The sequence below is a fragment of the Gemmatimonadales bacterium genome (assembly GCA_036265815.1).
Classification (GTDB): Bacteria; Gemmatimonadota; Gemmatimonadetes; order Gemmatimonadales; family GWC2-71-9; genus CAVVWJ01.
This window is the reverse complement of sequence record DATAOI010000092.1, coordinates 1-20,346: the sequence shown is the minus strand read 5'-3', so window position 1 is coordinate 20,346 and position 20,346 is coordinate 1. Positions and strand designations below refer to the sequence as shown.

The following is a 20,346-nucleotide window of genomic DNA, read 5'->3' as shown; positions in this document are numbered from 1 at the left end:
GCTATCGTGCACCCGGCTCGGAAAGCCGGCGGAAGTAATCCACGACCAGCCTGCGCTCCTCCGGGGAGAGCTGCTGCAGCTCGTCCCAGGTCGGCACCCGCAACCCGTCCTCGCCCTGGAGCCGCGCCCGGAGCGCCGGCGGCAGGTGGACACTGTCATCGGTGGCCACGGTGCTCTGCCGCTCCTTCCGCTCGTCTTCCTCCCGACCCTGCAGGGTGCGTCCGGCATCCAGCATCCGGCGGAACAGCCGCTCCTGGCGCTCCACCATCTGGCGGTCCAGCCGCCCGGCCTCGAGGCGTTTGGCCAGCTCCTTGGCTTCGTCGCCCATCTCACCCGCGCCCGGCATGTTTCCCTGCCCTTTCAGCTTCTGCAGCTCCTCGGCCAGCGCCCGCTGTTGCGCGCCCAGCCGTCGGAGCTGCTCCTGAATGGCGCCGGAGCCAGCCATCGGCAACAGGCCAGCCGACTGCTGGCCCAGGCCGCCCTGCTGCTGCGCCAGCTGCGCCATCCGTTCCATCGCCTCCTGGAGTCCGGACCCGGACTCCGAGCCCGCGACATCGCTCCGGGCGCGCAGCAGCTGGTACGCCGCCGCGTTCAAGGCGTCCACCGCGCCGCCCGCCGCTTCCGCGCCTTCCCGTGAGTTGGGCGTGGTGTTGCTGATGGCTTCCCGGGTTCGCTGCATCTGCTCCTGCGCCCCGCCGAGCGCCTTGCCGATGGCCGGAGGCACCAGGGCATTCTTCCCGGCCGTCCTGCGCACCTGCTCCAGCACCCGTTGGAGCCCCTCCTCGATGGCGCCTTGCTCCGCCCGCAGCGAGCCACCGGCATCGCCTTCGGTACGGAGCGACTCCGCCAGCGTCAGCTCGCGTTGCGCCAGCCGGCTGGTTTCGGCGAGCGCCTGATCCAGACCCTTCGCCACCTCCTCGCGCCACTCCCGCTGCATGTCCTGACGCTCACTCTGGAGCTGGTCGGACAGGGGCTCCAGGGATTGGGCCGCCTTCTCGCCGGACTTCTGCGCCTGCTGCCGACGTCCGGCGCGACTCTCCTTGCTCGCCTGCTGCATCTGCCGCGCGGCCCGACTCGCCTGCTGCCCCGCCGAATCGAGCCGCTCCTGCCGCGCCGGCGCATCCATCGATTTGGCGATGCGGTCCAGTGCCGATCCCAGGGAGTCGGCCCGGGTGGCGAGCTGCTGTTCGGCGGCTGCCGCGCGCGTGCTGTCGGCCGAGGGGACCTGCGCGTTCCATTGTCGCTGTTCCTGGGCCAGATCCTTCGATTCCTTGCTCAGGTTGGCCAGGTCCCCTTCGAGGGCAGCGCGGCGGAACAGCTCCTTGCTCCGCTCCAAGGCATCCCGCAACTCCTTCTGGGACTCGGCCAGGCGCTCGAGGGCGTCCTTGGCGCGATCCGCATCGAGGTTCTTGAGCGCCTGCTGCAGTGCGGCCAGCCGCTCGCGCAGCTCCGGCGAGAGCGCACGATCGATCTGCTCCCGGATCTCGGAGAGTTCCCGTTGCCAGGCCGTATCTGCCAGGCCGGCCGCCTCCGCGCTCTTCCGCAACGCGTCCAACGACTGCTTGAGCCGCTCAGCCTGCTTCATGAGCTCCTGCTGGGACTGCGCGACCGTTTCGGCCCGCTTGGCCTCCTCGAAGGTGAGCGACTCGCCCTGCTTCTCTCCTGCGCTTTCCACCGGCCGCGAGCGCTCCTGGGCCAGGTCGCCGGTCTGGCGCTCGAGCCGTTTGCTCGCCGCCGTCACCGAGTCGAGCTGGCTTGCCACCGTGGCGCTTGCCAGCCGCTCGGCCGCGCGCACCTCGCTCATCGTGGGCAGGCGCAGCACGAACTGGCGCGACCGGCCGGTCTGCCGTTGCGGGGTATTGTCCGCCGCGACCGCGTAGTAGCGCACCGTATCCCCAGGCAGGAGACCCCGCCGGTTGAGATCGAGGGTATAGGTGAGGATGGCGCGGTCCGGCTTCTCCGCCGGGAGTGGAATGGTTTCCCGGCGGAAGGAGTCCGTCACGCCGAGATAGCTGATCCGGCGGCTCAGCAGCGTCACCTCGGTGATCTGGTGATCATCCCGGACATCCAACACCAGCGGGACCTGGAGACTCACTGGCGCCAGGGTGTCCACGCCGGGCACCGGAACGTCCACCCGTGGGGCGCTGTCGGCGACGACGCGGACCGGCAATCGTACGGTGTCGCCGGCTAGCGGGGCCCCGCTTCTGGTGGTCAGTGAGAGGCGATACTCTCCGGAGCTCGGGGGAACGAAGCTGCCGCGGAACCGTCCATCCTCGACCGCGAGTGATGCCACGAGACGTCCCGCCGACCAGGCCGCGCGGGCCAGGGGTGCCGTCGCCTCGCCTCGAGTCTCCAGGCGAGTGCCGGCCGGAAGCAGCAGCGTGTCACCGCTGGTCGGAACCGGCTCGGCCTCGAGTCCCAGATAGGCGGGGTAGTGGGCGGTGACCGTGACTGAGCCCAGGAAGACCGGCAGGCGCACCCGGACCAGCACCGTGTCCGACCCACGGCTCCCGCTGGTGATGCGGGCGAAGAGGTCGCTCTCGAGCGGGCCCGTGCTGATGCGGGCGCGGCCGGTGGAGTCGAGTGCCACGCTGCGCGGACGCCATGCTTCCCCGGGAGACCTGAGCCAGAGCGTGGCGTCCCGCCGCCCGAACGCCAGGAGCTCGAGGTCCACCGAATCTCCCCGGTCGACCACGCCACGCGCCGGGCGGATGCGGAGCGGAGCGATGGTCGCTTCCCAGGCACGACGCGGGTGCCAGAGCGCGGCAGCGGCGCCTCGAATCGGCCCGGCGGAGGTGAAGGCCGTGAGCCCGAGCACCAGGAGCCCCGCCCCCGCCAGCATGATGACTCGGACCACGCGGGCGAGCGGCGCCACCGCCGCGGGCCCACGGCGCTCGAGATCGGCGGCCTGCGCCCGGTCGGCCAGCTCGAAGAGCGCCTCGCTGGTGCCCGGCGCGATCACGCCCAGGAGCGCGGTCAAGGTCCCGGAGCGCCAGGCGCCCAGCTCCTCGAGTCGGCCGGCCACCCGTAACGGCGCCAGCCGTGCCTGTGCCACCCAGGCGAAGCAGGCCACCAGGATCAGCGCCGCGATCGCCACGCCCCACGCGACCAGGACCCAGTACGGCGCGTCGATCCACCCCAGCCGTGCCGACCACGCCGCCACGCCGAGGAGCAATCCGCCCAGGCCGAGCCCAAGCGTGCTCCAACCGATCCACGATCGGGCTCTGAGCGGAGAGGCGAGGCGTGCCAGGGCCTCCCCGGTTGCGGGAGCGCTCACCCGCCGTACCCCACGGCGTAGGCGAAGAGGTTCACGCCCATCCGGAGCGCCGCCTCGTGCTTCTCCGGCGGATCGTGATGCACTTCGGCGTCCTCCCAGCCGTCGCCCAGGTCGCACTGATAGTCATAGAACACGGCGAGCCGCCCATCCAGGAAGATGCCGAACCCCTGGGCCGGCTTGCCGTCGTGCACGTGGATCTTGGGCAGTCCCTTGGGAAAGTCGTACACCAGGTGGTAGATCGGATGGTCCAGCGGGACCTCCACCAGGGGGTGATCGGGAAAGAGCCGGGCCAGCTCGCGCCGGAGCGAGGCATCCATCCCGTAATTGTCGCTGGCGTGGAGGAACCCGCCCTGGAGCAGCCAGGCTCGCAGGTTGGCCAGATCCGAATCGCTGAAGTGGACGTTGCCGTGGCCGGTCATGTGGAGGTACGGCATCGACCAGAGCCGGTCGTCGCTCAGCGTGACCACGACCTCGGTATCGGCCACCGGCAGGGTGGTACGCTCACGGATCGCCCGCAGCAGGTTCGGCAGGCTGGAGGGATTGGCGTACCAGTCGCCGCCGCCCTCGTAATGCAGCCGGCCGATGGTCATGACGGGCGCCGGCCTGGGAGCCAAAAGCGCGACCAGCGCGAGCAGGGCGGCACGGACCATCAGGGCAACTCCATCACCAGCCGGTAGGCGTCGTTCCGTGGCAGCCCGAGGGTTTCGGTCAGCCGCCGCACCACCTCGCGCCGGGTGAGACCCTGGGCCAGGAGCACGGTGGCCTGTTCGACAGCGTCCTCCGTGCGATCCGAGGGCGCCGCCGGGCCGCCCGTGCCCTGCAGCACGATGGTGAGCTCGCCACGCGGGGGGACCTCAGAATAATAGTTCATCAGCTCGCCCAGCGTGTCGGCCCGAAACTCCTCGTGCAGCTTGGTCAGCTCACGCGCGACTACCGCCGGACGGCCCGCCCCCGCCGCCGCGCCGAGATCTCGGAGCAATGCCACCAGTCGGGACGGCGCCTCGAACAGGACGACGCTCCATTCCTCCGACGCCGCACGGGCCAGGAGCCGGGTCCGCTCGCTCCCTTTACGAGGCACGAATCCCAGGAAGACGTAGCGGTCCGCGGGAAGCCCCGAGGCGGACAGTGCCGTCGCCACCGCCGAAGGGCCCGGGACCGGGATGACGGTGATCCCCCCGGCGCGGGCGGCCGAGACCAGGCCGGCGCCAGGGTCACTGACGCCTGGGGTGCCCGCGTCGGAGACCAGCGCGACGTCCCGGCCCTCTGCGAGGATCTCCAGCAGCGCCTCCAGCCGGCGGTCCTCCGAGTGCGCGTGGTAGCTGAGCACGGTCGGTGACGCGCCGAGGTGAGCCAGGAGACCGCGGGTGCGGCGGGTATCCTCCGCGGCCACCACCGGCACGGACCGGAGCACCTCGCTGGCACGTGCCGTGAGGTCGTTCAGGTTGCCCAGCGGAGTCGCCACGACGTAGAGTGTGCCGGGATCGCTCATGGTGCCGGAATGATAGCCCGGACCGGAAAGACGAAAGGAGTGGAGGGGCCGGCGACGGCCCCTCCACTCCTTTCCGTGAGATCACCGTCTCAGGCGAGGTGCTGCTTGATCTTGCCTTCCAGCGTGGCCTTGGGAACGGCGCCGATCACGGTGTCGACGTGCTGGCCGTTCTTGAAGAAGAGGATGCTGGGAATCGAGCGCACGTTGAACCGCATCGCGGTCCGCTGGTTGGCGTCGACGTCCACCTTGGCCACCTTGGCGCGACCGGCGTACTCACCCGCGAGCTGCTCCAGTATGGGAGCGACGATGAGGCACGGCCCGCACCAGGTCGCCCAGAAATCGACCAGAATGAGTCCGTTCGCCTGCTCGATTTCGGCGGCGAACGAGGCGTCGGTCACGTGGACACTGGGAGCATTCGGCGCGGCCATGATGTTATTCTCCTGTAGTTGATACCTGCTCGACTCAAATCCGTCGGAGGGACCGCGTGCCTGATCGCCCCCGCATCGCGCATGTCGGCGTTGCCGTGCCCGACCTCGACGTGGCCCTTGCCTTCTACCGCGACGTGCTGGGCCTCGAACCCCATGCCCCTGAGACCGCCGACGGTGCCGCCATCGTGGCCCTGCCCTTCGGTGATGCCGAGGTGGAGCTGCTGGCACCACTCCAGCCAGACAGTCCCATCGGCCGGTTCCTCACCCGGCGCGGCCCCGGCATTCATCACATCTGCTATCGGGTGACCGACCTGGATGCCGCCCTCGACGCGTGTCGTGCGGCCGGCTACCGGTTGATCGACGAGGTTCCCCGGCTGGGCGCTGGCGGGCGCCGCATCGCCTTCGTCCATCCCTCGGCGACGGCGGGGATCCTGCTCGAGTTAACCGAATAAGATAACAAGGACCGGCGTGAGAGGTTCCCGGGTCACTGCTGGCCGGTGCTGTCTTTCTCCGAGGGGTTGCACGGACGCGCGGGGTTGCCGGCCGCGGCAATGTCCACCTGGTTGACCAGCCAGCTCCCGTCTGCCAGCTGGATCACCACGAACGGCACGATCCAGGTGCAGGCGGCGCGACGGATCTCGACCTGCACGGCGTGCTTGGTGGGAGGGTTCTGCGGGGTGTCGGACGCGATCCGCGAGTCGTCGCTGCGGAGGTACGCCTGCATGATGGTGACCCGGCGCTCGTAGTCCGACGGCTGGTGGGTCTTGGACGCCGGGCCCGCGGCGGTGCCCCAGAGGGACGCCATCTTGGCCACATTGCTGTCCACTACGGCCTTCATGAAGCTCTGCACCGCCTCGGCCGCGGTGCCGGCCGGCCGGACCGGCGCTGTCCCGGCGCCGGCACCACCGCACGCAGCCAGCGCAAGCCCGGCCGCGAACCCTAGTCGCTGAATCACAACTCTCTCACTGGTGGGATGTTGGCTGGCGAACTTAACCGGCTCTGGAGCCCCGGGCAATGACACCGATCCGGCTGTACATCAACGTCGATCACGTCGCGACCGTGCGGGAGGCGCGGCGGACCGACGAGCCCGACCCGGTCGAGGCCGCCCTTCTCTGCGAGGCTGCCGGAGCAGACGGAATCACTGTCCACCTTCGGGAAGACCGCCGCCACATCCAGGATCACGATGTCGAGCGCCTGGCCCCCAGGGTGAAGGTCCTCAACCTCGAGCTCGCCACCAGCTCGGATGTGGTCGAGCTCGCCTGCCGCCTGCGACCCTACCAGGCCACCATCGTTCCCGAGCGGCGGGAAGAAGTGACGACTGAGGGCGGGCTCGACCTGGCCCGGCCCAATCCGCGGCTTCGGGAGACGATTCGCCGGCTGGACGAGGTCGGGGCCCGGGTGAGCCTGTTCGTGGATCCCGACGCCGCCGCGCTCGACGCCGCCAAAGACCTGGGCGTCCCCGCGGTCGAGCTGCACACCGGACGCTACGCCCATGGCTGGCGCCAAGGTGATGCGGCCCTGGAGGAGCTCCGCCGGGCGGCGCGTCACGCGGCCGACATGGGCTTGTTCGTGCACGCGGGCCATGGTCTCACCTACCAGAATGTCGTGCCGGTCGCCGCCATAATGGAGATCGAGGAGCTCAACATCGGCCACAGCGTGGTGAGCCGCGCCGCAATGGTCGGGATGCGCTCCGCGGTCAGCGAGATGGGCCACTTGGTGCGCGGCGCGAGGCGCTGATAGCTTAGTGGCTATGACCAATCCCCTGGCCAGCGCCGACTTCTTCGCCCTCGAGGCGGGCGAGTGCCTCGACCGCCTCGAGTCCGAGGTCGATCGGGAGCAGGCGCCGCCTGCCGATGAGTTCCTGCGCAACGCACGGGTGCTCCGGGGCTCAGCGTTGATGGCCGGTCAACATGCGATCGCCCGCGCGGCGGCCGGGCTCGAGGCACTGGCCCGGGCGCATCGAGACCAGCCCCGCGACTGGGACGCGGCGCTCCGGGCGCATCTGGTACAGGCGGTGGAGGAGTTTCGGCTGCTCATCCGCCGGGTGCGCGACTGGACCGAGGCGGACTCGGCGCGCGCGTCCCGCCTGGCCTTGGGTCTCGAGTCGCTCGCCGGACGCGCCGAAGCGGAGGAGCAGCAGCACCACGCCGAGCGCGGCGAGCTCAACACCGGTGTGCGCGCCTTCGTGGCCCGCGAAGGGGCGCTCATCGCCAGCGCGCTCGATCGGGCGGCGCGCTCGCTCCGCAGCGCGCCCGGCGATCGCGAGCCGTTGTATACCGTCATCCGGCGGATGCAGTCGCTGCGCGGACTCGCCGAACTGGGCGAGCTCGTCCCCCTGCCCGAGATCCTGGATGGCATCGAGCTCGCGGTCGGCGATCTCACCCGGCTCTTCGCTCCGCCACCCGGCGTGGACGAGGTGATGGGCGCGGCGTCCCAGGCGCTGACCCGGATGTCGCGCGACATCGCGGAGCGCGGCCGCCCCGACCCGGAGGCGCCGGAGGCCCGGCGCTTCACCGATCTGCTGCTCCGAGCCTTCGCGGTGGAGCGCGACGTCGTGCCGATCGAGTCGCTCTTCTTCGCCGGTGATCCGGAGCCGGTCACTCCACCGCTGGCACAACCGCAGTTCGCCGCCCCTGCCCCGCTGGGGCCCCTGGAGCTGGTGAGTCACGGCGAGCACCTCTGCCAGAGCGCCGATCTCATCGCCAACGCCCGCTCGGCCACGGAGCGCGACCTCCGGCTCTACCACCTGCTCGGCGTGCTGCGCTCGGCGGGCTCCCCCGGGCCCGATCCGGTGGCCAGCGGCCTGGCGGTCTTCGCCCGCTCGGCACGTGAGGCCCTCGCGGTTGGCGTGGCGGCTAGCGCAACCGCGGCGCTGGTGGGCTGCTTGCGCGAGGGCGGCGAGCTGCTTCGCGCTGTGGCCGACGCGGACGACCGGATGCTGATCTCGCGCCGTATCCTCGATGTGGCGTATCGGCTGGACGGACTCCGTCTCGCGGAACAGCCCCCGCAGGCGGCGACGACGCTGGCAGCCACACCGGCTCCCCGCGCTCGGCCACACGCGGAGACAGCCCTATCGCCCCGCGGGGCCACCGGATTGATCAATGGCGAGACCGACGTCGTCTCCATCGATTCCCTGCTCTACGACGAGGAGCCGGTATCGATCCTGAGTCTCGCCCCCGACGAAGCCTCCGATGACGTGATACCAATCGCCGCTCTTGCGCCCGATCCCCCGGAGTGGGGACTGGAAGCGAGCTTCCGCACCTATGACCGGCTGCGGCGCGAGGCGGCGGGCTCACCTGCATCCGAGCCGGCCATCGCTCCGGTGCCTGATCTGCAGACCGTGGAGATCGCTGCCCTCTGCTACCGCGGCCGCGCGGCGCTGGAGCGCGCCGGTCTGGTGCGCCAGCAGCTGGCCGACGAGCTCACCCGTCACGGCGGGCTCGACGCCATTCAGCCACTGCTGCAGGAGTTGCTCGACCTCGTGCCGCTCGCGCTTGCCGAAGCCTGAGACGGGCTCGCGCGGAGAGACGGCGCGCCGCGCCGTTGCCGCCCTGCTCGGCATCGCGCTCGCCGTGGCCCTCCTGTTCTGGGCGCTTCGGGGTGTGCACCTCTCCGAGGTCCTCCTTCATCTCCGCGCGGCACGATCGGTTCCCTTGGCCGTGGCGGTTGTCCTCGCCACCTCCACCTTCCCGCTTCGGCTGGTGCGCTGGCGGCTCCTGCTCCGCGACGAGCGGGGCGGTCCGCTGCCGGCCTGGCCGCTCTGGCACGCGGTCGCCATCGGCTTCATGGCCAACAACCTGCTGCCCTTCCGCGCCGGTGAGCTGGTCCGCACTTTCGCGGCGACCCGTCTGGCCGGTGCCCGCTTCAGTGCGGTGCTCTCTTCCATCGCGGTGGAGCGCATCTTCGATGGCCTGGCCGTGGTGGCTCTACTCATCATCGCCCTGCTGGCGTCCGACTTCCCGCCCGACATCGCCGTCGGCGGTGTCTCGCTCCGCCATGCGGCTCAGGCCGCGGGCACGATGGGTCTGGCGGCCCTGGTGGCCGCCGTGCTCATGGTGGCGTTCCCGCTGGCCACCGAGCGGCTGGTGCGGCGAGCGCTACCGGCGGGCCGGGTGACCGACAAGATCGTGACGTTACTCGAAGGCATCCGCCAGGGACTCGCCGTGCTCCGCTCGCCTGCCCGGCTGGCCGGCGTCGTGTTCTGGTCGTTCGCGGTCTGGCTGACCAACGCCGCCGCCTTTTACGTGGGCTTCGAGGCGTTCGGCATCCCGGTGAGCTTCGTCGGCGCGCTCCTGCTTCAGGGCGTGCTGATCTTCGGCATCACCGTGCAGTTCACCCCCGGCTTTGTGGGGCAGTTCGAGGCCGCCATCGTGGCCGCGCTGGCGCTGTATGAAGTGCCCAATGCACTGGCGTCGTCCTACGCGATCGCCTTCCACGCCACCACCTTTCTCCCGATCATCCTGCTGGGCGCCTGGTCGCTCGCCCGGACGCCGATCGGCCTTGGGGACCTCCGCCGACCGGTGGTATGAGCGAGTCCGTCACCCTCTCCGCACCCGCCAAGATCAACCTCTTCCTGCGGGTCCTGGCGCGGGAATCAGACGGATTCCACGGCCTGGAGACGCTGTTCTGTCTGGTGAGCCTGGCGGACCAGATACGGCTCGAGCGGCGGGAAGGTCGGGGTGTCACGATCGAGGTCGAGGGCGCGGACGTGGGCCCGCCGGAGCAGAACCTGGCCCTGCGGGCCGCGGCGATGGTCCTCGAATCGACCGGCAACCGCTTCGCGGCTCACCTGACTCTGACCAAGCGGATTCCGGTGCGCGCGGGTCTGGGGGGCGGCTCCAGCGACGCGGCGGCGGCCTTACGGGGTGCCAATCAGCTGGCGGGAAACGCTGTGCCCCGCCATGAGCTGCTGCAGCTCGCCGCCCGGCTGGGCAGCGACGTACCGTTCTTCCTGACCGGGGCCCCGCTCGCTCTAGCCTGGGGTCATGGCGAGCGGCTGCTCCGACTTCCTCCGCTTCCCGCCGCGCCCCTCCTGCTGCTGACGCCACCCGTGGCCATTGCGACCGCGGAGGCCTACGGCTGGGTCGATGCGGCGCGGCAGTCGGCTGGCCGGCGCGGCGCCGTCGCGCTGGACCTCGACGCGCTTTCTCGCTGGGGTGACATCGGGCGGATGGCGGGGAACGACTTCGAGTCCGCGGTGTTCGGCCGGCACCCGGAGGTGCGCGCCGCGTTCGAGGCGCTGGTGGCCACCCATCCACTGGTCTGCCGGATGAGCGGATCCGGATCGACGCTCTTCGCCGTCTATCGCTCCGCCCGGGAGCGCGACGATGCCCGCATGATGCTCGGCCGCAAGCACGGAGCCGTGGCGGCGGCCGAGACTCTCGCGTCTACTGCAGCTTGACGATCCTGGCGACCGACGGGACCCGCGCCGTACTCACGATGAACAGCATGTAGTGCCCCGGAGGCGCGATGCTCCGGCTGGTCGGCGCCGTCAGAGTGAGGCCGCCGCTCACGCTGGTGAACGACAACGGAACGAATCGCTGGTTCTGGTCGAAGGCGTGCGTGGTCGAGCCCAGCCGGATGAGCGCAACACTGCCGATCGGCGTCCCGTCCGTCTGGCCGACAAAGAATGTCCCCATATAGCCGATCGTCGCAGGGGCGCTGGTGATGACCGGACGGGTGCCGTTGAATAGGTAGGGCGGTGAGTAGAGCTCCGCGTTGAGCTGCGCGGTGGCCACGCCCCCATCCCCGCTGCCCGCATTCAGCACCCGGCCGTCCGGCAGCAGAATCGATGTCCCGTGATAGCCTCGGACGGAGGTGTTGCTGGCCAGAGTGGTCCACTGGCCGTTGGAGCCCGCCTGCGGGTTCCAGAGCTCGGCCGCGTGCACCGCCTTGGACTCGTCGGTGAATCCGCTGCCGGCGGTGCCGCCGGTGGCCAGCACATCGCCGGTCGGCAGGACGGTGGCGTTGAGGTGCCGCCGCGCGAAGGCCATCGAGCCGGTCCAGTGCCATGCGGGAGTGGCTGGATTGAGATCAATGATCTCCGCCGTGTTGGTGGTACGGCCGCCACCGGCGTAGAGGATCTTCCCCGGCTGGTACATCACGGCCGAGCCGTAGTCCCGCGTTCCGTACAATCGGTACCCCACGCTGCTCCAGGATCCCGTGCCGGAGGTCTTGAGGTAGAGCGTCTTCTGCTTCTCGCCGGCCAGAAAGACGCGCCCGTTCGGCGCCAGAAACATTCGCGGGTAGTACGGGAGCGTCCGGCTGGCCGAGCTCAGCGCACGCCAGGCGCTGCCGGTCCACACCTCCGGGATCAACACGTTGGTGGAGGTCTGGTCGCGACCCGCGATCGTCAGCACCTCGCCGGTACCCAGGGTGGTGGTCGTTGGGTACCACCGGCCCTTGGCCATCGGCGGGCCGGAGGACCACGTTTCGCTCACGGGGTCGAACAGGTTGAGGTCCGGGAGCCCACGATCGTCATCGATGTGACCGCCCGCCACGAAGACCCGACCATCAGGCAGCAGCGTCTCTCCGGCGCAGAATAGCAGGGAAGGGCTCGGGACCGAGGTGAAGACACCGGTGCCTGGGTCCCACACCGTTGGCACGCCGTTGTGTCCCCAGCTCAACACCTTCCCGGTGGGCAACAGGGTGAGATGGACGGCCACGATGGGCCAGGCGAACGGTGGCGTCCACTGTCCCCCGGAGGCGGGGTCCGTCGCGACTCCAGCGACCGTCGCCGCAATAGCGGGTGCCCCGCACGCCAGACCTCCGTTCGCCCGCCGGGCCACTCGCTCGTCGTTGCGGTAGAGCTCGACCACTCCGGCGTGCCTCGTCTCGATCTCCGTCTCGCTGTGCGCCGGGTCCTCGTTCGGCGCCTCGACCAGCGATACCTGGCCCGATTCCGAGGTCCCAGCCACCCGGTACGTCAGGTCCAGCCGCGCCGGCGTCCCGTTGGTGGCGAGAAACTTGTTGCCGCAGACGTAGACCAGATCGATGGGGGCGAGGGTACTGCCATCGGTCTCCTGGTCGAGGGGAACGTCGGGCCTTGCTGCTGGTGCAGAATCCTGCGTCTCTCGGCAGCCGGTGAGGAGCAACCCCACCAGCATGGCACACGAAGCTGCGCCGAGCGACCCGCGTGCGCGCATGGTGCTCTCCGACGAGCGAGAAAAATCGAGTTATGGTGGAGATCAGAATGGCCCGCTCAGGCGATATGCACGATGCGGGCCATGGAAGGTACCCCGTTTCCGGCGAGAAAGAACACCGTGTAGTCACCCGCTAGGAGGATCGATTCCCTCGGGCGTGACCGGGATGGCACGGATTTCAGCGGGGCAACCCCGTGGCGCAGTTTACCGTGTCAGCGTTCAGGTGTACGTTCCCCCGCACTGGCCCTTCGTCCAACGGCAGGACAGCGGACTTTGGATCCGTTAATGGTGGTTCGAATCCACCAGGGCCAATTTTCCTTCGCCCGACCCGCAGCGCCTCATTGCAGCTGAATGATCTTTCCCTTCGAAGGCACCCCGTTCCGATTCAGGATGAACAGCATGTAGTGGCCTGGGGGCGCGAGATTGTGGTCCGCTGGCGCGGTCACGCTCACTCCCGTCGATGTCGCGGTGAAGCCCAGCGTGTTGGCGCGCTGGCCCGCGTCGAAGGCGTGGGTCACCGAGCCGATCCGGATCCAGCGCACGTCGGTGACCTGCGCGGCATTGGGTGTCTCGACGGTGAAATTGTCCCCGATGCCCACCGTTGCCGGAGCGCTCGTGATCGTCGGCCGCGCGCCCTTGAACAGGTAGGGCGGTGAGAAGATCTCGTGGTTCTTCTGGTCCGGCACCGGAACGATTCCGCCGCCGGGCTGGGCGGCCAGCGCGTTGCCGCTGGCGCCGTGGAGCACCGTGCCGTCCGGGAGGAGCAGCGACACGGAATGGTAGACTCGCATCACTCTGTTGGCCGCGAGCTGGGTCCACTGCGTGGGGTGCTTCGGGTCCCAGAGCTCGGCCGTCTTCACGGCGTCCCCGGTATTGATATCCACGAAGCCACCTCCACTGGTGCCTCCCGTCACGAGCACCGTCCCATCCGGCAGGACGGTGGAATTGAGGTGCCGGCGGGCGAAGTGCATCGGGGCGATGTTGGTCCAGTGGGGACTCCCCGACGGCGTGATCAGATCGATGATCTCCGCGGTGGCCGTGGGCGCCGACGCCCTCGGGTCTGGCGTCGGCCAGTTGGGGTCGCCGCCGCCACCCGCGTAGAGGATCTTGCCGGCATCGTACATCACAGCCGTCCCATAGTCCCTGTTCTTCTGATAGAGGTGACTCGGGCCGTCGATCCAGTGCCCGCGTTGGCCTCCGGTCGAGCCGTCCACGTCGAACCAGCGCGACTTGATGCGCTCCCCGGCCATGAAGATGAGCCCGTTCTTCGGGTCCACGAAGTTGCGAGGGTAATAGGGAATCACGGTATCGACGGCGCCGGGGAGCTTGACCCAGTGGTCGCTTTCCCAGATTTCCGGTATCGTCACCACGTTGCCCGCTGAATCCCGCCCGGCCATGGTCAGCATGCGCCCGTCGGGCAGCTCGGTGACGGTGGGATACCATCGGCCGAAGGCCATCTTCGGCCCGGAGGTGAAGCTCCCGCTGCCCGGGTCGAAGATGTTGGTGACGTCGATTCCCTTGTCGTCGTCCTTGTGCCCACCCGATACCATGAGCTTGCCGTCCGGCATGAACGCGTGTCCGGAGCAGAACAGCATCGTATCGACCTGGACCATCTGCGCGGTGGAGAGCGGGTCCCCGCTGGCCGGATCCCAGAGCCTCGGCCTGCCGCCCATCGTGCCGGTGGCGCCGTTGTCGTACTTGCCCCAGCCCAGGATTTTCCCGTTGGGCAGCAGATGCATGTGCAGCGGCACGATATCCCAGGGGACCAGCGGCCCCCAGGAGCCGCTCGTGGCCTCAGGGGGGAGCGCCGAGACGTCGATGGAGGAGGAGGTCACGCTGTTCGAGCCGGCGGTGAACTCGAGCGTGTGGGAACCGGTACCGTTGATCCCGAGGTCGGCAAAGGCGGCCTTTCCGTCCGCGCCGGAGACGGCGCTGGTCACGCCCTCGAGCGTGCCCCCGCCAGACTTGATCGCCGCAGTGACCGTCACGCCATTGGCGAGGGCACCCTGTGCGTCCCGCACCAGCAGCACCGGCTGCCGATCCGGCGCCAGCACTTCCTTGTCCAGTGCCGAGTCGGGCGGCTGGACCACGATGGCCAGCGGAACCGGCGCCTCCGCCGTCGCTGTGAAGGCAACCGCCGGCAGATCGCCCGCCGTGGCCGACGCCGACTGCGCTCCCGCCGTATTTCCCAGCGTCCACCGAACCGCCGCATGGCCATCCGCCCCGCTGGTCACGCTCGAGCTGCTCACGCTGCCGTTCGCGCTCCAGTCCACCGCGACGCCTTTGAGCGGTTGTCCCTGGGAATCCTTGACGATGACGACCAGCGAATCCGGCAGCGCGACACCCACGGGTCCGTTCTGGCCGTTGCCGGACACCATCGCGAGTGAGGCCGGCTGGACGTCCTGCGGACCCGTATCTCCGCCGCATCGGAGCGAGGCCGCTCCCAAGGCCGCACCCAAAATCCAAGTTCGGAGGCTGCGCGTAGCAATCATTCGGGCTTCCAGGACGTAAGCGGTCAAGAGCGCCGGTGGTCGCACCTTTCACGCCACCATGAACGCCCGACGAGGGATCGTAAGTTACTCGAAATCAGCCAATTACCTATCCTGCTGGGGCCCGTGACGCAGAAGCGCCACGGGCAGAACGGCAGGAGCGCAACACTTCGGGGCTGGGTGGCCGGCCGCTGGCCCGTCCCGCCCGCGTCTGTTTAGGTTATCCTGGAACGCCTCCGGAAGGAATCGAATCGTGCGCGTTGGTGTCATGCTGCGCCACTACGACCAGCACAACGGCGGCGTCCGGGTGTACACCCGGAGGCTGCTGCAGGCGTTGTTCGAGCTCCGTAGCGGGCACGAATTCGTCCTCCTGTACCGAGACCCGGCGCTGATCGGTGCCTACACCGGAGAGCCCGGGGTGGAGGAAGTCGCCCTCTCCGCGGGCTCCTTCCTCGCGTGGGACCAGCTGGCCGTTCCGGCGGCGGTACGGCGGCATGGTGTCGACGTCCTGTTCAATCCCAAATACTCGATTCCGCTCCGGGCCGGCTGTCCATCGGTCTGGGTCTGCCACGGGCTCGACTGGTACGTCATGCCCTGGGCGTCACGCTTTCTCGATCGTCTGAGCCATCGGTTCCTGGTTCCCCGCTATGCTGCCCGGGCCGACGCCATCATCGCGGTGTCGGAGATCACCCGGCGGCACGTCATGGAGTTTCTCCACGTCCCCGAGGACCGGGTGATCACCGTGTACTCCGGCGTGGACGACCTGTTCCGGCGGCCACTCGACCCCGCGCGATTGCGGGAGATCCGCGCCAAGTATTCTCTGCCCGACCGCTTCCTGCTGTACGCCGGCGCAATCTACCCTCCCAAGAACTTCGCGCGGCTGGTCCAGGCCTACGCGCAGGTCGGGCCGGAGCGCGGGCTGCCGTTGGTCGTGGCCGGGGGAGAGAACCGCTTCCTCTCCGAGCGCGAGATCCGGGAGCCGGAAGCTCTCGGCATCGCTCAGTGGGTCCACCGGCCGGGATGGGTGGAGCAGGAGGAGCTTGCCGGGCTCTATGCCCTGGCGGACGCGCTGCTGCTGCCGTCGCTCTTCGAGTCCTGCGGCCTGCCGGTACTCGAGGCCATGGCGGCCGGGTGCCCCGTCGTGACGGCGGATCGCTACGGCACCAAGGAGCTGGCCGAGGGCGCGGCCGTGCTGGTCGATCCCGAGTCGGTCGACAGCATCGCTGCGGGTATCCGGCGGGTGCTGGACGATGGGAGCCTGCGGGTGAAGCTCATCGCGGCGGGCCGGGAGCGGAGCCGCGATTTCCGCTGGAGCCGGACGGCAAGCGAGACGCTCCGGGTGCTGGAACAGGTCGTCCCCGCGTCGCGGCGGATCCCAGCCGCCGCACCCGGCCCTTCCCGGTGACCCCGGCCGGGCCGGCGGATCCAGTGGAGCTGGTGGTCAACGTCCGGCACCTGGCTGGCGTCCGCACCGGGATCGAGATCTACATGGAGGAGCTGCTCGGCGCGCTGGCGAGCACCGGCCAGGTACGGATCACGGCACTCACCTGGGCACCGCTGCACCTCGAGCTCCCCGGCGTGCAGGAGGTCATCCCAACCCGGCGACCCGAGATGCGCGCCGGATCGGTGCGCGCGACGCTCTGGAAGCTCTGGTTCGACCAGTGGGCGTGCCTCCGCACCATCCCTCGCCGTGGCGGCATCCTGATCCACGGCATGGATGGCTTCCTGCCCTATGCGGTTCGCTCTCGCGACCGCTGCGTGGCGACGGTGCACGACCTCGGCTGGCAAGCGCATCCCGAACTGTACGCCAACCGGGTGCGCTGGATGTACTCCGCCCTGTTCCCCTGGTCGGTCCGCCGGGCCGACCGCTTCATAGCCGTGTCCCGCTACACGGCCGACGACCTGATGCGCCGCGCCGGCGTGCCCGCGTCCAAGATCGAGGTGATCTATCACGGGCTCGACCCTGCATTTCACGCCAGCCCCGCGGGTTTCACCGCCGATGATCCGCCCTATCTCCTCGCAGTGGGCGGGGTGTCGCCCCGCAAGAATACCCGCCGGCTGATCGAGGCGTTTACCCGCTGGCGGAGCCGCGGCGGCCATCGAGCGGCGCACCGGCTGCTCATCACGGGTACCTCCCTCGACAGTGATTTCGGCCACAACGGAGCGGGGCTGCCCGAGGGTGTCTCCCTGCTCGGGTATGTGGAGAAGGCCGAGCTCGCGCGGCTGTACGCCGGCGCCGCCGCGTTCATGTATCCTGGGATCTACGAGGGGTTTGGGCTGCCCATCATCGAGGCGATGGCCTGCGGCGCACCGGTCGTAACTTCCTCCACCGGCGCCGCGCCGGAGATCGCCGGCGGCGCCGCGCTGCTGGTCGATCCATTCGACGTGGCGAGCATCGAGTACGGGCTGGAGCGGGTGACCATCTCCGCGGAGGCGGACCGGCTCCGCTCGGCCGGACACGAGCGGGCCCGGCAGTTCCAGTGGAACGATGCTGCGATGGCTACGGTCGAGGTGTACCGGCGGCTGGTGGCCTGAGGCGCAGGAGAAACGGCGACAGCCCGCCGGCGGCATGCCGCCGGCGGGCTGCTCCATTTCATCCCGGATCGAACTTCCGCCAGGGTTTACGGTACCGCTGTGGCGTCGACCGACAAGATGATGTCATTAAAATCTGGCTCACCCGGCCCCGTCGGATCACCTCCATCGTCGATCTTGATGACCCAGTGGGGGAAAGTCCCAGTGAGCTGGATGGCGGGCGTCCCCCGAGGGGGATCAGTCGGTTTACCAGCACCTTGGGTGAATTCGGCCTGAATCTGGGTACCTGCGTCGAACGGCAGGTCGTTGTTGATGTGGAACACGGTGCCATCCGATACCACGCACCCGTTGGTGAAAACCGTCTCCTGGATTGGTTCGGTGATGGCGAAGCGGTTTCCCGCAAACTCGCAGCGTGCGCTGTCCACCGTGACCGTCAGCGTGGCCTTATTGGTAACATCTAGCGTGCAAGTCACGCCGCTGCACTGCAAACCGGCCGGAGGTGTGACGGTGATGTCATCGCTAGCCGAGTCCGTAGCTGCCTGGTCATCGGTGACCGTCAGGGTCACCGTGAATGTGCTGATGGTGTCGGCGACATCATACGTGTGCGTCGGGTTCTGAGTGGTGGCATGGGCGGAATCGTCGCCGAAGTCCCAATCCCAGGACGCGATCGTCCGACCGGTAGCCGCGGTGCTGGTGTCGGTAAAGGTGCAGACCGGCCCGTCGCAGGCCACCGTGAAGCCAGCGATCGGGCCGCCCGGCGGCGGCGGCGTGGTCGTCGACACCGTCACCACGCTGTCGGCCACCGCACTGGCGGCCCCGGCCGAATCCGTGACGGTGAGCTTCACATGATAGGAGCCGGCGGCCGCATAGGTGTGGCTCGGGCTCGTGACGGTGGCGGTGTCGTTGGTCCCCGAGGTGGGTTCGCCGAAGGTCCACAGGTAGGTCAGAGGATCGTTCTCGGGATCGCTGCTGGCGTCGGTGAAGGTGCAGGCCAGGCCGGTGCATGCATGGCTGAACGCGGCCGTCGGGGCCGTGTTGGACGGCCCGCCGCCGTCGCCGCCGCAGGCGGTCCCGGCTGCCGCCGCGCCCACCAGCAGGGCGCACAGATGGAGAGGTCGCATAGGTGTTTGGTCCCCTGCCCCGTTTGAGTAGCGTACTGTGGTCACTGAAGAACGCCGAACAGTACAATCCTGCCACAGTCGGGTCTGTGACGCCAATCGCGCCGGCCAGGACAGGCGTGGGAGCCAAAAGCACTGCCGCCGGGCAACATCGCCCGGCGGCAGTGTCTCGCTGCTCCTGGTGAGGTCTACTCCGGTGTGGCCTTGACCGTGATCACCAGGTCATTGAAGTCCGGCTCTCCCGGGCCGACGAAGCCATCGTCGAACTCCAGGGTCCAGCCGTCGGCGAAGGTGCCGGTGACCCGCAGCTTCGGGTTCTGCGCCCCGGCCACGCCGGTCAGCACTTCGGCGTCGAGCTGGGTGCCGGCCGGGAAGGCTGCCCCGCCGTTGAGGGTGAACGGACTGTTGACGTCGGCGAAGCACCCGTCGGTGAACAGGGTATCGACCACCGGTGCGGTGATCACGAAGGTGTTGCCGTGCGCCTCGCAGTCCCGGCTCGTGAGCGTCACCACGACCGTGGCTGCCTGGTCGAGGCCCAGCGTACAGGCCACGTCGCCGCAGGTCAGGCTGGCCGCCGGGGTCGGCGTCACCTGCTTCGTCGCCTGACTGGTGGCACCGTCGCTGGTGACCACCAGCGTGATGGTGAACGTGGTCAGCGTGGTGATGTCGTAGTGCACCGGCGGGGGATTCTGCACGTTACTGTGCGGGCTGCCGTCGCCGAAGTCCCAGTCCCAGGTCACGACGCTCCCCGTCCCGGTGGTGGTGTTGGTGATGGTGCAGTCGAGCGAGGTGCAGGACACATCGAAGCTGGCCTTGAGCCCGCCTGCCGCCGGCGCGGTCACGGTCACGTCGTTGGTGGTCGAGCCGCTCGCGCCACCGTCGTCCCTCACCGACAGGCTTACGGTATAGGTGCCGGCGGCCGCGAACGTCCGGCTGGCGGCCTGGGTGGTGACGTGGCTGCTGCCGTCGCCGAAGTCCCAGTCGTAGGACGCGACGGTCCCATCGCCATCCGAGCTGTGGTCAGTGAAGGTGCAGACCAGATCGCTGCACTCGGAGGTGAAACTGGCGGTGGGCGGAAGGTTGGGCACCTTCACCTGCTTGGTCGCCGCGTTGGTGGCGCCCTCGTTGTCGGTGACAGTCAGGGTGACGGTGTAGGTGTTGGCGGAGCCGAAGGTGTGGTCCGGATTGGTCTCGGTGACCGCGGCGGTCTGATCGCCGAAGTCCCAGCTCCGCGACGCGATACTACCATCGGCGTCGGTGCTCCCGTCGGTGAACGTACAGGCGAGGTCGCTACAGGCAACGGTGAACGCCGCCGCCGGTGCGGTGTTGTCCGACGGATTGTTCGAGTCTCCGCCGCAGGCCGCAAGCAGCGCAGCCCCAAGGGCGACGGTCAGGACAGGCGAGAAGCGCATAGTGTTGGTCTCGAGCCCCAGGGTGAAGGTGCATTGTGGCAAAGGAACCAAGCCGTGGTGCGCGGTTCGGCTGTCCGCGCAGGAGCCAGACCTGTGCCATCCTGGGGTGTCGATTTTCCAGACAGCAGACCTGTTCTCAAATCTCGACAGCGTGAACACCTAGCTTGCGGGGTGCTAAAAAATGACACCGAGGTGCGCCCACCTCAGTTGTGGCGCACATGCCATAAAGGATCGCAAAAACCCCGCTGCCAGCATCGGCATCCCGCAACGGGGGGTCGGAAAGGCCTTGAGAAACCCGCTCCCGGAGACCGGCGCGACGCCACTGACCCGCCGTTGACTCGCGCCCGGGCCCCTAACTATTTTTGCGGGCTGTAATTATGACGGACCTCTCGCTGTCACGCAGCCAGATGCTGCTCCTGAGCGGGTCGGCCAACCGTGCCCTCGCCGAAGAGGTGGCCA

At 69.0% G+C, this 20,346-nt stretch carries 16 protein-coding genes and 1 tRNA gene; 8 read left to right on the top strand and 9 right to left on the bottom strand.

Features of this window, described 5'->3' with window-relative positions; all coding sequences use genetic code 11:
* Position 1: 1 nt before the first annotated feature.
* From VHR41_18350 to trxA, 4 genes are all read right to left on the bottom strand, one after another.
* Positions 2 to 3,277 (bottom strand): DUF4175 family protein, encoded by a 3,276-nt coding sequence (locus VHR41_18350; protein ID HEX3236160.1) that lies wholly within the window; start codon positions 3,275 to 3,277, stop codon positions 2 to 4.
* Complete coding sequence (locus VHR41_18345) at positions 3,274 to 3,927, bottom strand: DUF4159 domain-containing protein (GenBank protein HEX3236159.1); 654 nt, start codon at positions 3,925 to 3,927, stop codon at positions 3,274 to 3,276. Before VHR41_18345 ends, VHR41_18350 begins: the two co-directional genes overlap by 4 nt.
* Positions 3,927 to 4,766, bottom strand: coding sequence for a 16S rRNA (cytidine(1402)-2'-O)-methyltransferase (gene rsmI / locus VHR41_18340; protein ID HEX3236158.1), 840 nt, complete (start codon positions 4,764 to 4,766; stop codon positions 3,927 to 3,929). Before rsmI ends, VHR41_18345 begins: the two co-directional genes overlap by 1 nt.
* Before the next feature lie 89 nt (positions 4,767 to 4,855).
* Complete coding sequence (gene trxA, locus VHR41_18335) at positions 4,856 to 5,194, bottom strand: thioredoxin (GenBank protein HEX3236157.1); 339 nt, start codon at positions 5,192 to 5,194, stop codon at positions 4,856 to 4,858.
* 56 nt (positions 5,195 to 5,250) lie between these two features.
* Here trxA and mce point away from each other — a divergent pair, with 56 nt between their 5' ends.
* Positions 5,251 to 5,646: a methylmalonyl-CoA epimerase gene (mce, locus tag VHR41_18330; GenBank protein HEX3236156.1), complete on the top strand. Its 396-nt coding sequence runs from the start codon at positions 5,251 to 5,253 to the stop codon at positions 5,644 to 5,646.
* 32 nt (positions 5,647 to 5,678) lie between these two features.
* On the opposite strand, the gene VHR41_18325 is transcribed toward mce, so the two are convergent.
* Positions 5,679 to 6,149: a hypothetical protein gene (locus tag VHR41_18325; GenBank protein HEX3236155.1), complete on the bottom strand. Its 471-nt coding sequence runs from the start codon at positions 6,147 to 6,149 to the stop codon at positions 5,679 to 5,681.
* A 59-nt stretch (positions 6,150 to 6,208) separates the two neighbouring features.
* Here VHR41_18325 and VHR41_18320 point away from each other — a divergent pair, with 59 nt between their 5' ends.
* Genes VHR41_18320 through ispE form a run of 4 tightly spaced genes read left to right on the top strand, consistent with a single transcriptional unit; the run spans position 6,209 to position 10,595 of the window.
* On the top strand, positions 6,209 to 6,931 hold the full coding sequence (locus VHR41_18320; protein ID HEX3236154.1) for a pyridoxine 5'-phosphate synthase: 723 nt from the start codon (positions 6,209 to 6,211) through the stop codon (positions 6,929 to 6,931).
* Positions 6,932 to 6,944: 13 nt separating this feature from the next.
* A complete protein-coding gene (locus VHR41_18315; protein HEX3236153.1) occupies positions 6,945 to 8,702 on the top strand; it encodes a hypothetical protein in 1,758 nt (585 codons plus the stop codon).
* The gene (locus VHR41_18310; protein HEX3236152.1) at positions 8,689 to 9,723 is read left to right on the top strand and encodes a lysylphosphatidylglycerol synthase transmembrane domain-containing protein; all 1,035 of its coding nucleotides are present in this window, start codon (positions 8,689 to 8,691) and stop codon (positions 9,721 to 9,723) included. The genes VHR41_18315 and VHR41_18310 overlap by 14 nt, the downstream gene beginning before the upstream one ends.
* Entirely contained in the window at positions 9,720 to 10,595 is an 876-nt protein-coding gene (gene ispE, locus VHR41_18305) for a 4-(cytidine 5'-diphospho)-2-C-methyl-D-erythritol kinase (protein HEX3236151.1), read from the top strand. The genes VHR41_18310 and ispE overlap by 4 nt, the downstream gene beginning before the upstream one ends.
* Here ispE and VHR41_18300 read toward each other — a convergent pair.
* The gene (locus VHR41_18300) at positions 10,582 to 12,339 is read right to left on the bottom strand and encodes a galactose oxidase-like domain-containing protein (GenBank protein ID HEX3236150.1); all 1,758 of its coding nucleotides are present in this window, start codon (positions 12,337 to 12,339) and stop codon (positions 10,582 to 10,584) included. The genes ispE and VHR41_18300 overlap by 14 nt on opposite strands.
* A gap of 238 nt (positions 12,340 to 12,577) precedes the next feature.
* Between VHR41_18300 and VHR41_18295 the strand changes: the two genes are divergently transcribed.
* Positions 12,578 to 12,648 (top strand) — tRNA-Gln (locus tag VHR41_18295).
* A gap of 26 nt (positions 12,649 to 12,674) precedes the next feature.
* Here VHR41_18295 and VHR41_18290 read toward each other — a convergent pair.
* Positions 12,675 to 14,783, bottom strand: coding sequence for a galactose oxidase-like domain-containing protein (locus tag VHR41_18290; GenBank protein HEX3236149.1), 2,109 nt, complete (start codon positions 14,781 to 14,783; stop codon positions 12,675 to 12,677).
* Between the two features lie 295 nt (positions 14,784 to 15,078).
* Here VHR41_18290 and VHR41_18285 point away from each other — a divergent pair, with 295 nt between their 5' ends.
* Both VHR41_18285 and VHR41_18280 read left to right on the top strand, forming a co-directional pair.
* Positions 15,079 to 16,230: a glycosyltransferase family 1 protein gene (locus VHR41_18285; GenBank protein ID HEX3236148.1), complete on the top strand. Its 1,152-nt coding sequence runs from the start codon at positions 15,079 to 15,081 to the stop codon at positions 16,228 to 16,230.
* On the top strand, positions 16,227 to 17,360 hold the full coding sequence (locus VHR41_18280; GenBank protein HEX3236147.1) for a glycosyltransferase family 1 protein: 1,134 nt from the start codon (positions 16,227 to 16,229) through the stop codon (positions 17,358 to 17,360). Before VHR41_18285 ends, VHR41_18280 begins: the two co-directional genes overlap by 4 nt.
* 86 nt (positions 17,361 to 17,446) lie before the next feature.
* Here the strand turns inward: VHR41_18280 and VHR41_18275 are convergent, their stop codons facing one another.
* Positions 17,447 to 18,448 (bottom strand): PKD domain-containing protein, encoded by a 1,002-nt coding sequence (locus VHR41_18275; protein HEX3236146.1) that lies wholly within the window; start codon positions 18,446 to 18,448, stop codon positions 17,447 to 17,449.
* 215 nt (positions 18,449 to 18,663) lie between these two features.
* Positions 18,664 to 19,887, bottom strand: coding sequence for a PKD domain-containing protein (locus tag VHR41_18270; protein ID HEX3236145.1), 1,224 nt, complete (start codon positions 19,885 to 19,887; stop codon positions 18,664 to 18,666).
* Positions 19,888 to 20,346 lie beyond the last annotated feature (459 nt).

Excerpts from the sequence above, each read along its gene's own strand:
- VHR41_18270 (HEX3236145.1), bottom strand. The coding sequence starts at position 19,887 with ATGCGCTTCTCGCCTGTCCTGACCGTCGCCCTTGGGGCTGCGCTGCTT.
- VHR41_18345 (HEX3236159.1), bottom strand. The coding sequence starts at position 3,927 with ATGGTCCGTGCCGCCCTGCTCGCGCTGGTCGCGCTTTTGGCTCCCAGG.
- trxA (HEX3236157.1), bottom strand. The coding sequence starts at position 5,194 with ATGGCCGCGCCGAATGCTCCCAGTGTCCACGTGACCGACGCCTCGTTC.
- VHR41_18300 (HEX3236150.1), bottom strand. The coding sequence starts at position 12,339 with ATGCGCGCACGCGGGTCGCTCGGCGCAGCTTCGTGTGCCATGCTGGTG.
- ispE (HEX3236151.1), top strand. The coding sequence starts at position 9,720 with ATGAGCGAGTCCGTCACCCTCTCCGCACCCGCCAAGATCAACCTCTTC.
- VHR41_18320 (HEX3236154.1), top strand. The coding sequence starts at position 6,209 with ATGACACCGATCCGGCTGTACATCAACGTCGATCACGTCGCGACCGTG.
- rsmI (HEX3236158.1), bottom strand. The coding sequence starts at position 4,766 with ATGAGCGATCCCGGCACACTCTACGTCGTGGCGACTCCGCTGGGCAAC.
- VHR41_18315 (HEX3236153.1), top strand. The coding sequence starts at position 6,945 with ATGACCAATCCCCTGGCCAGCGCCGACTTCTTCGCCCTCGAGGCGGGC.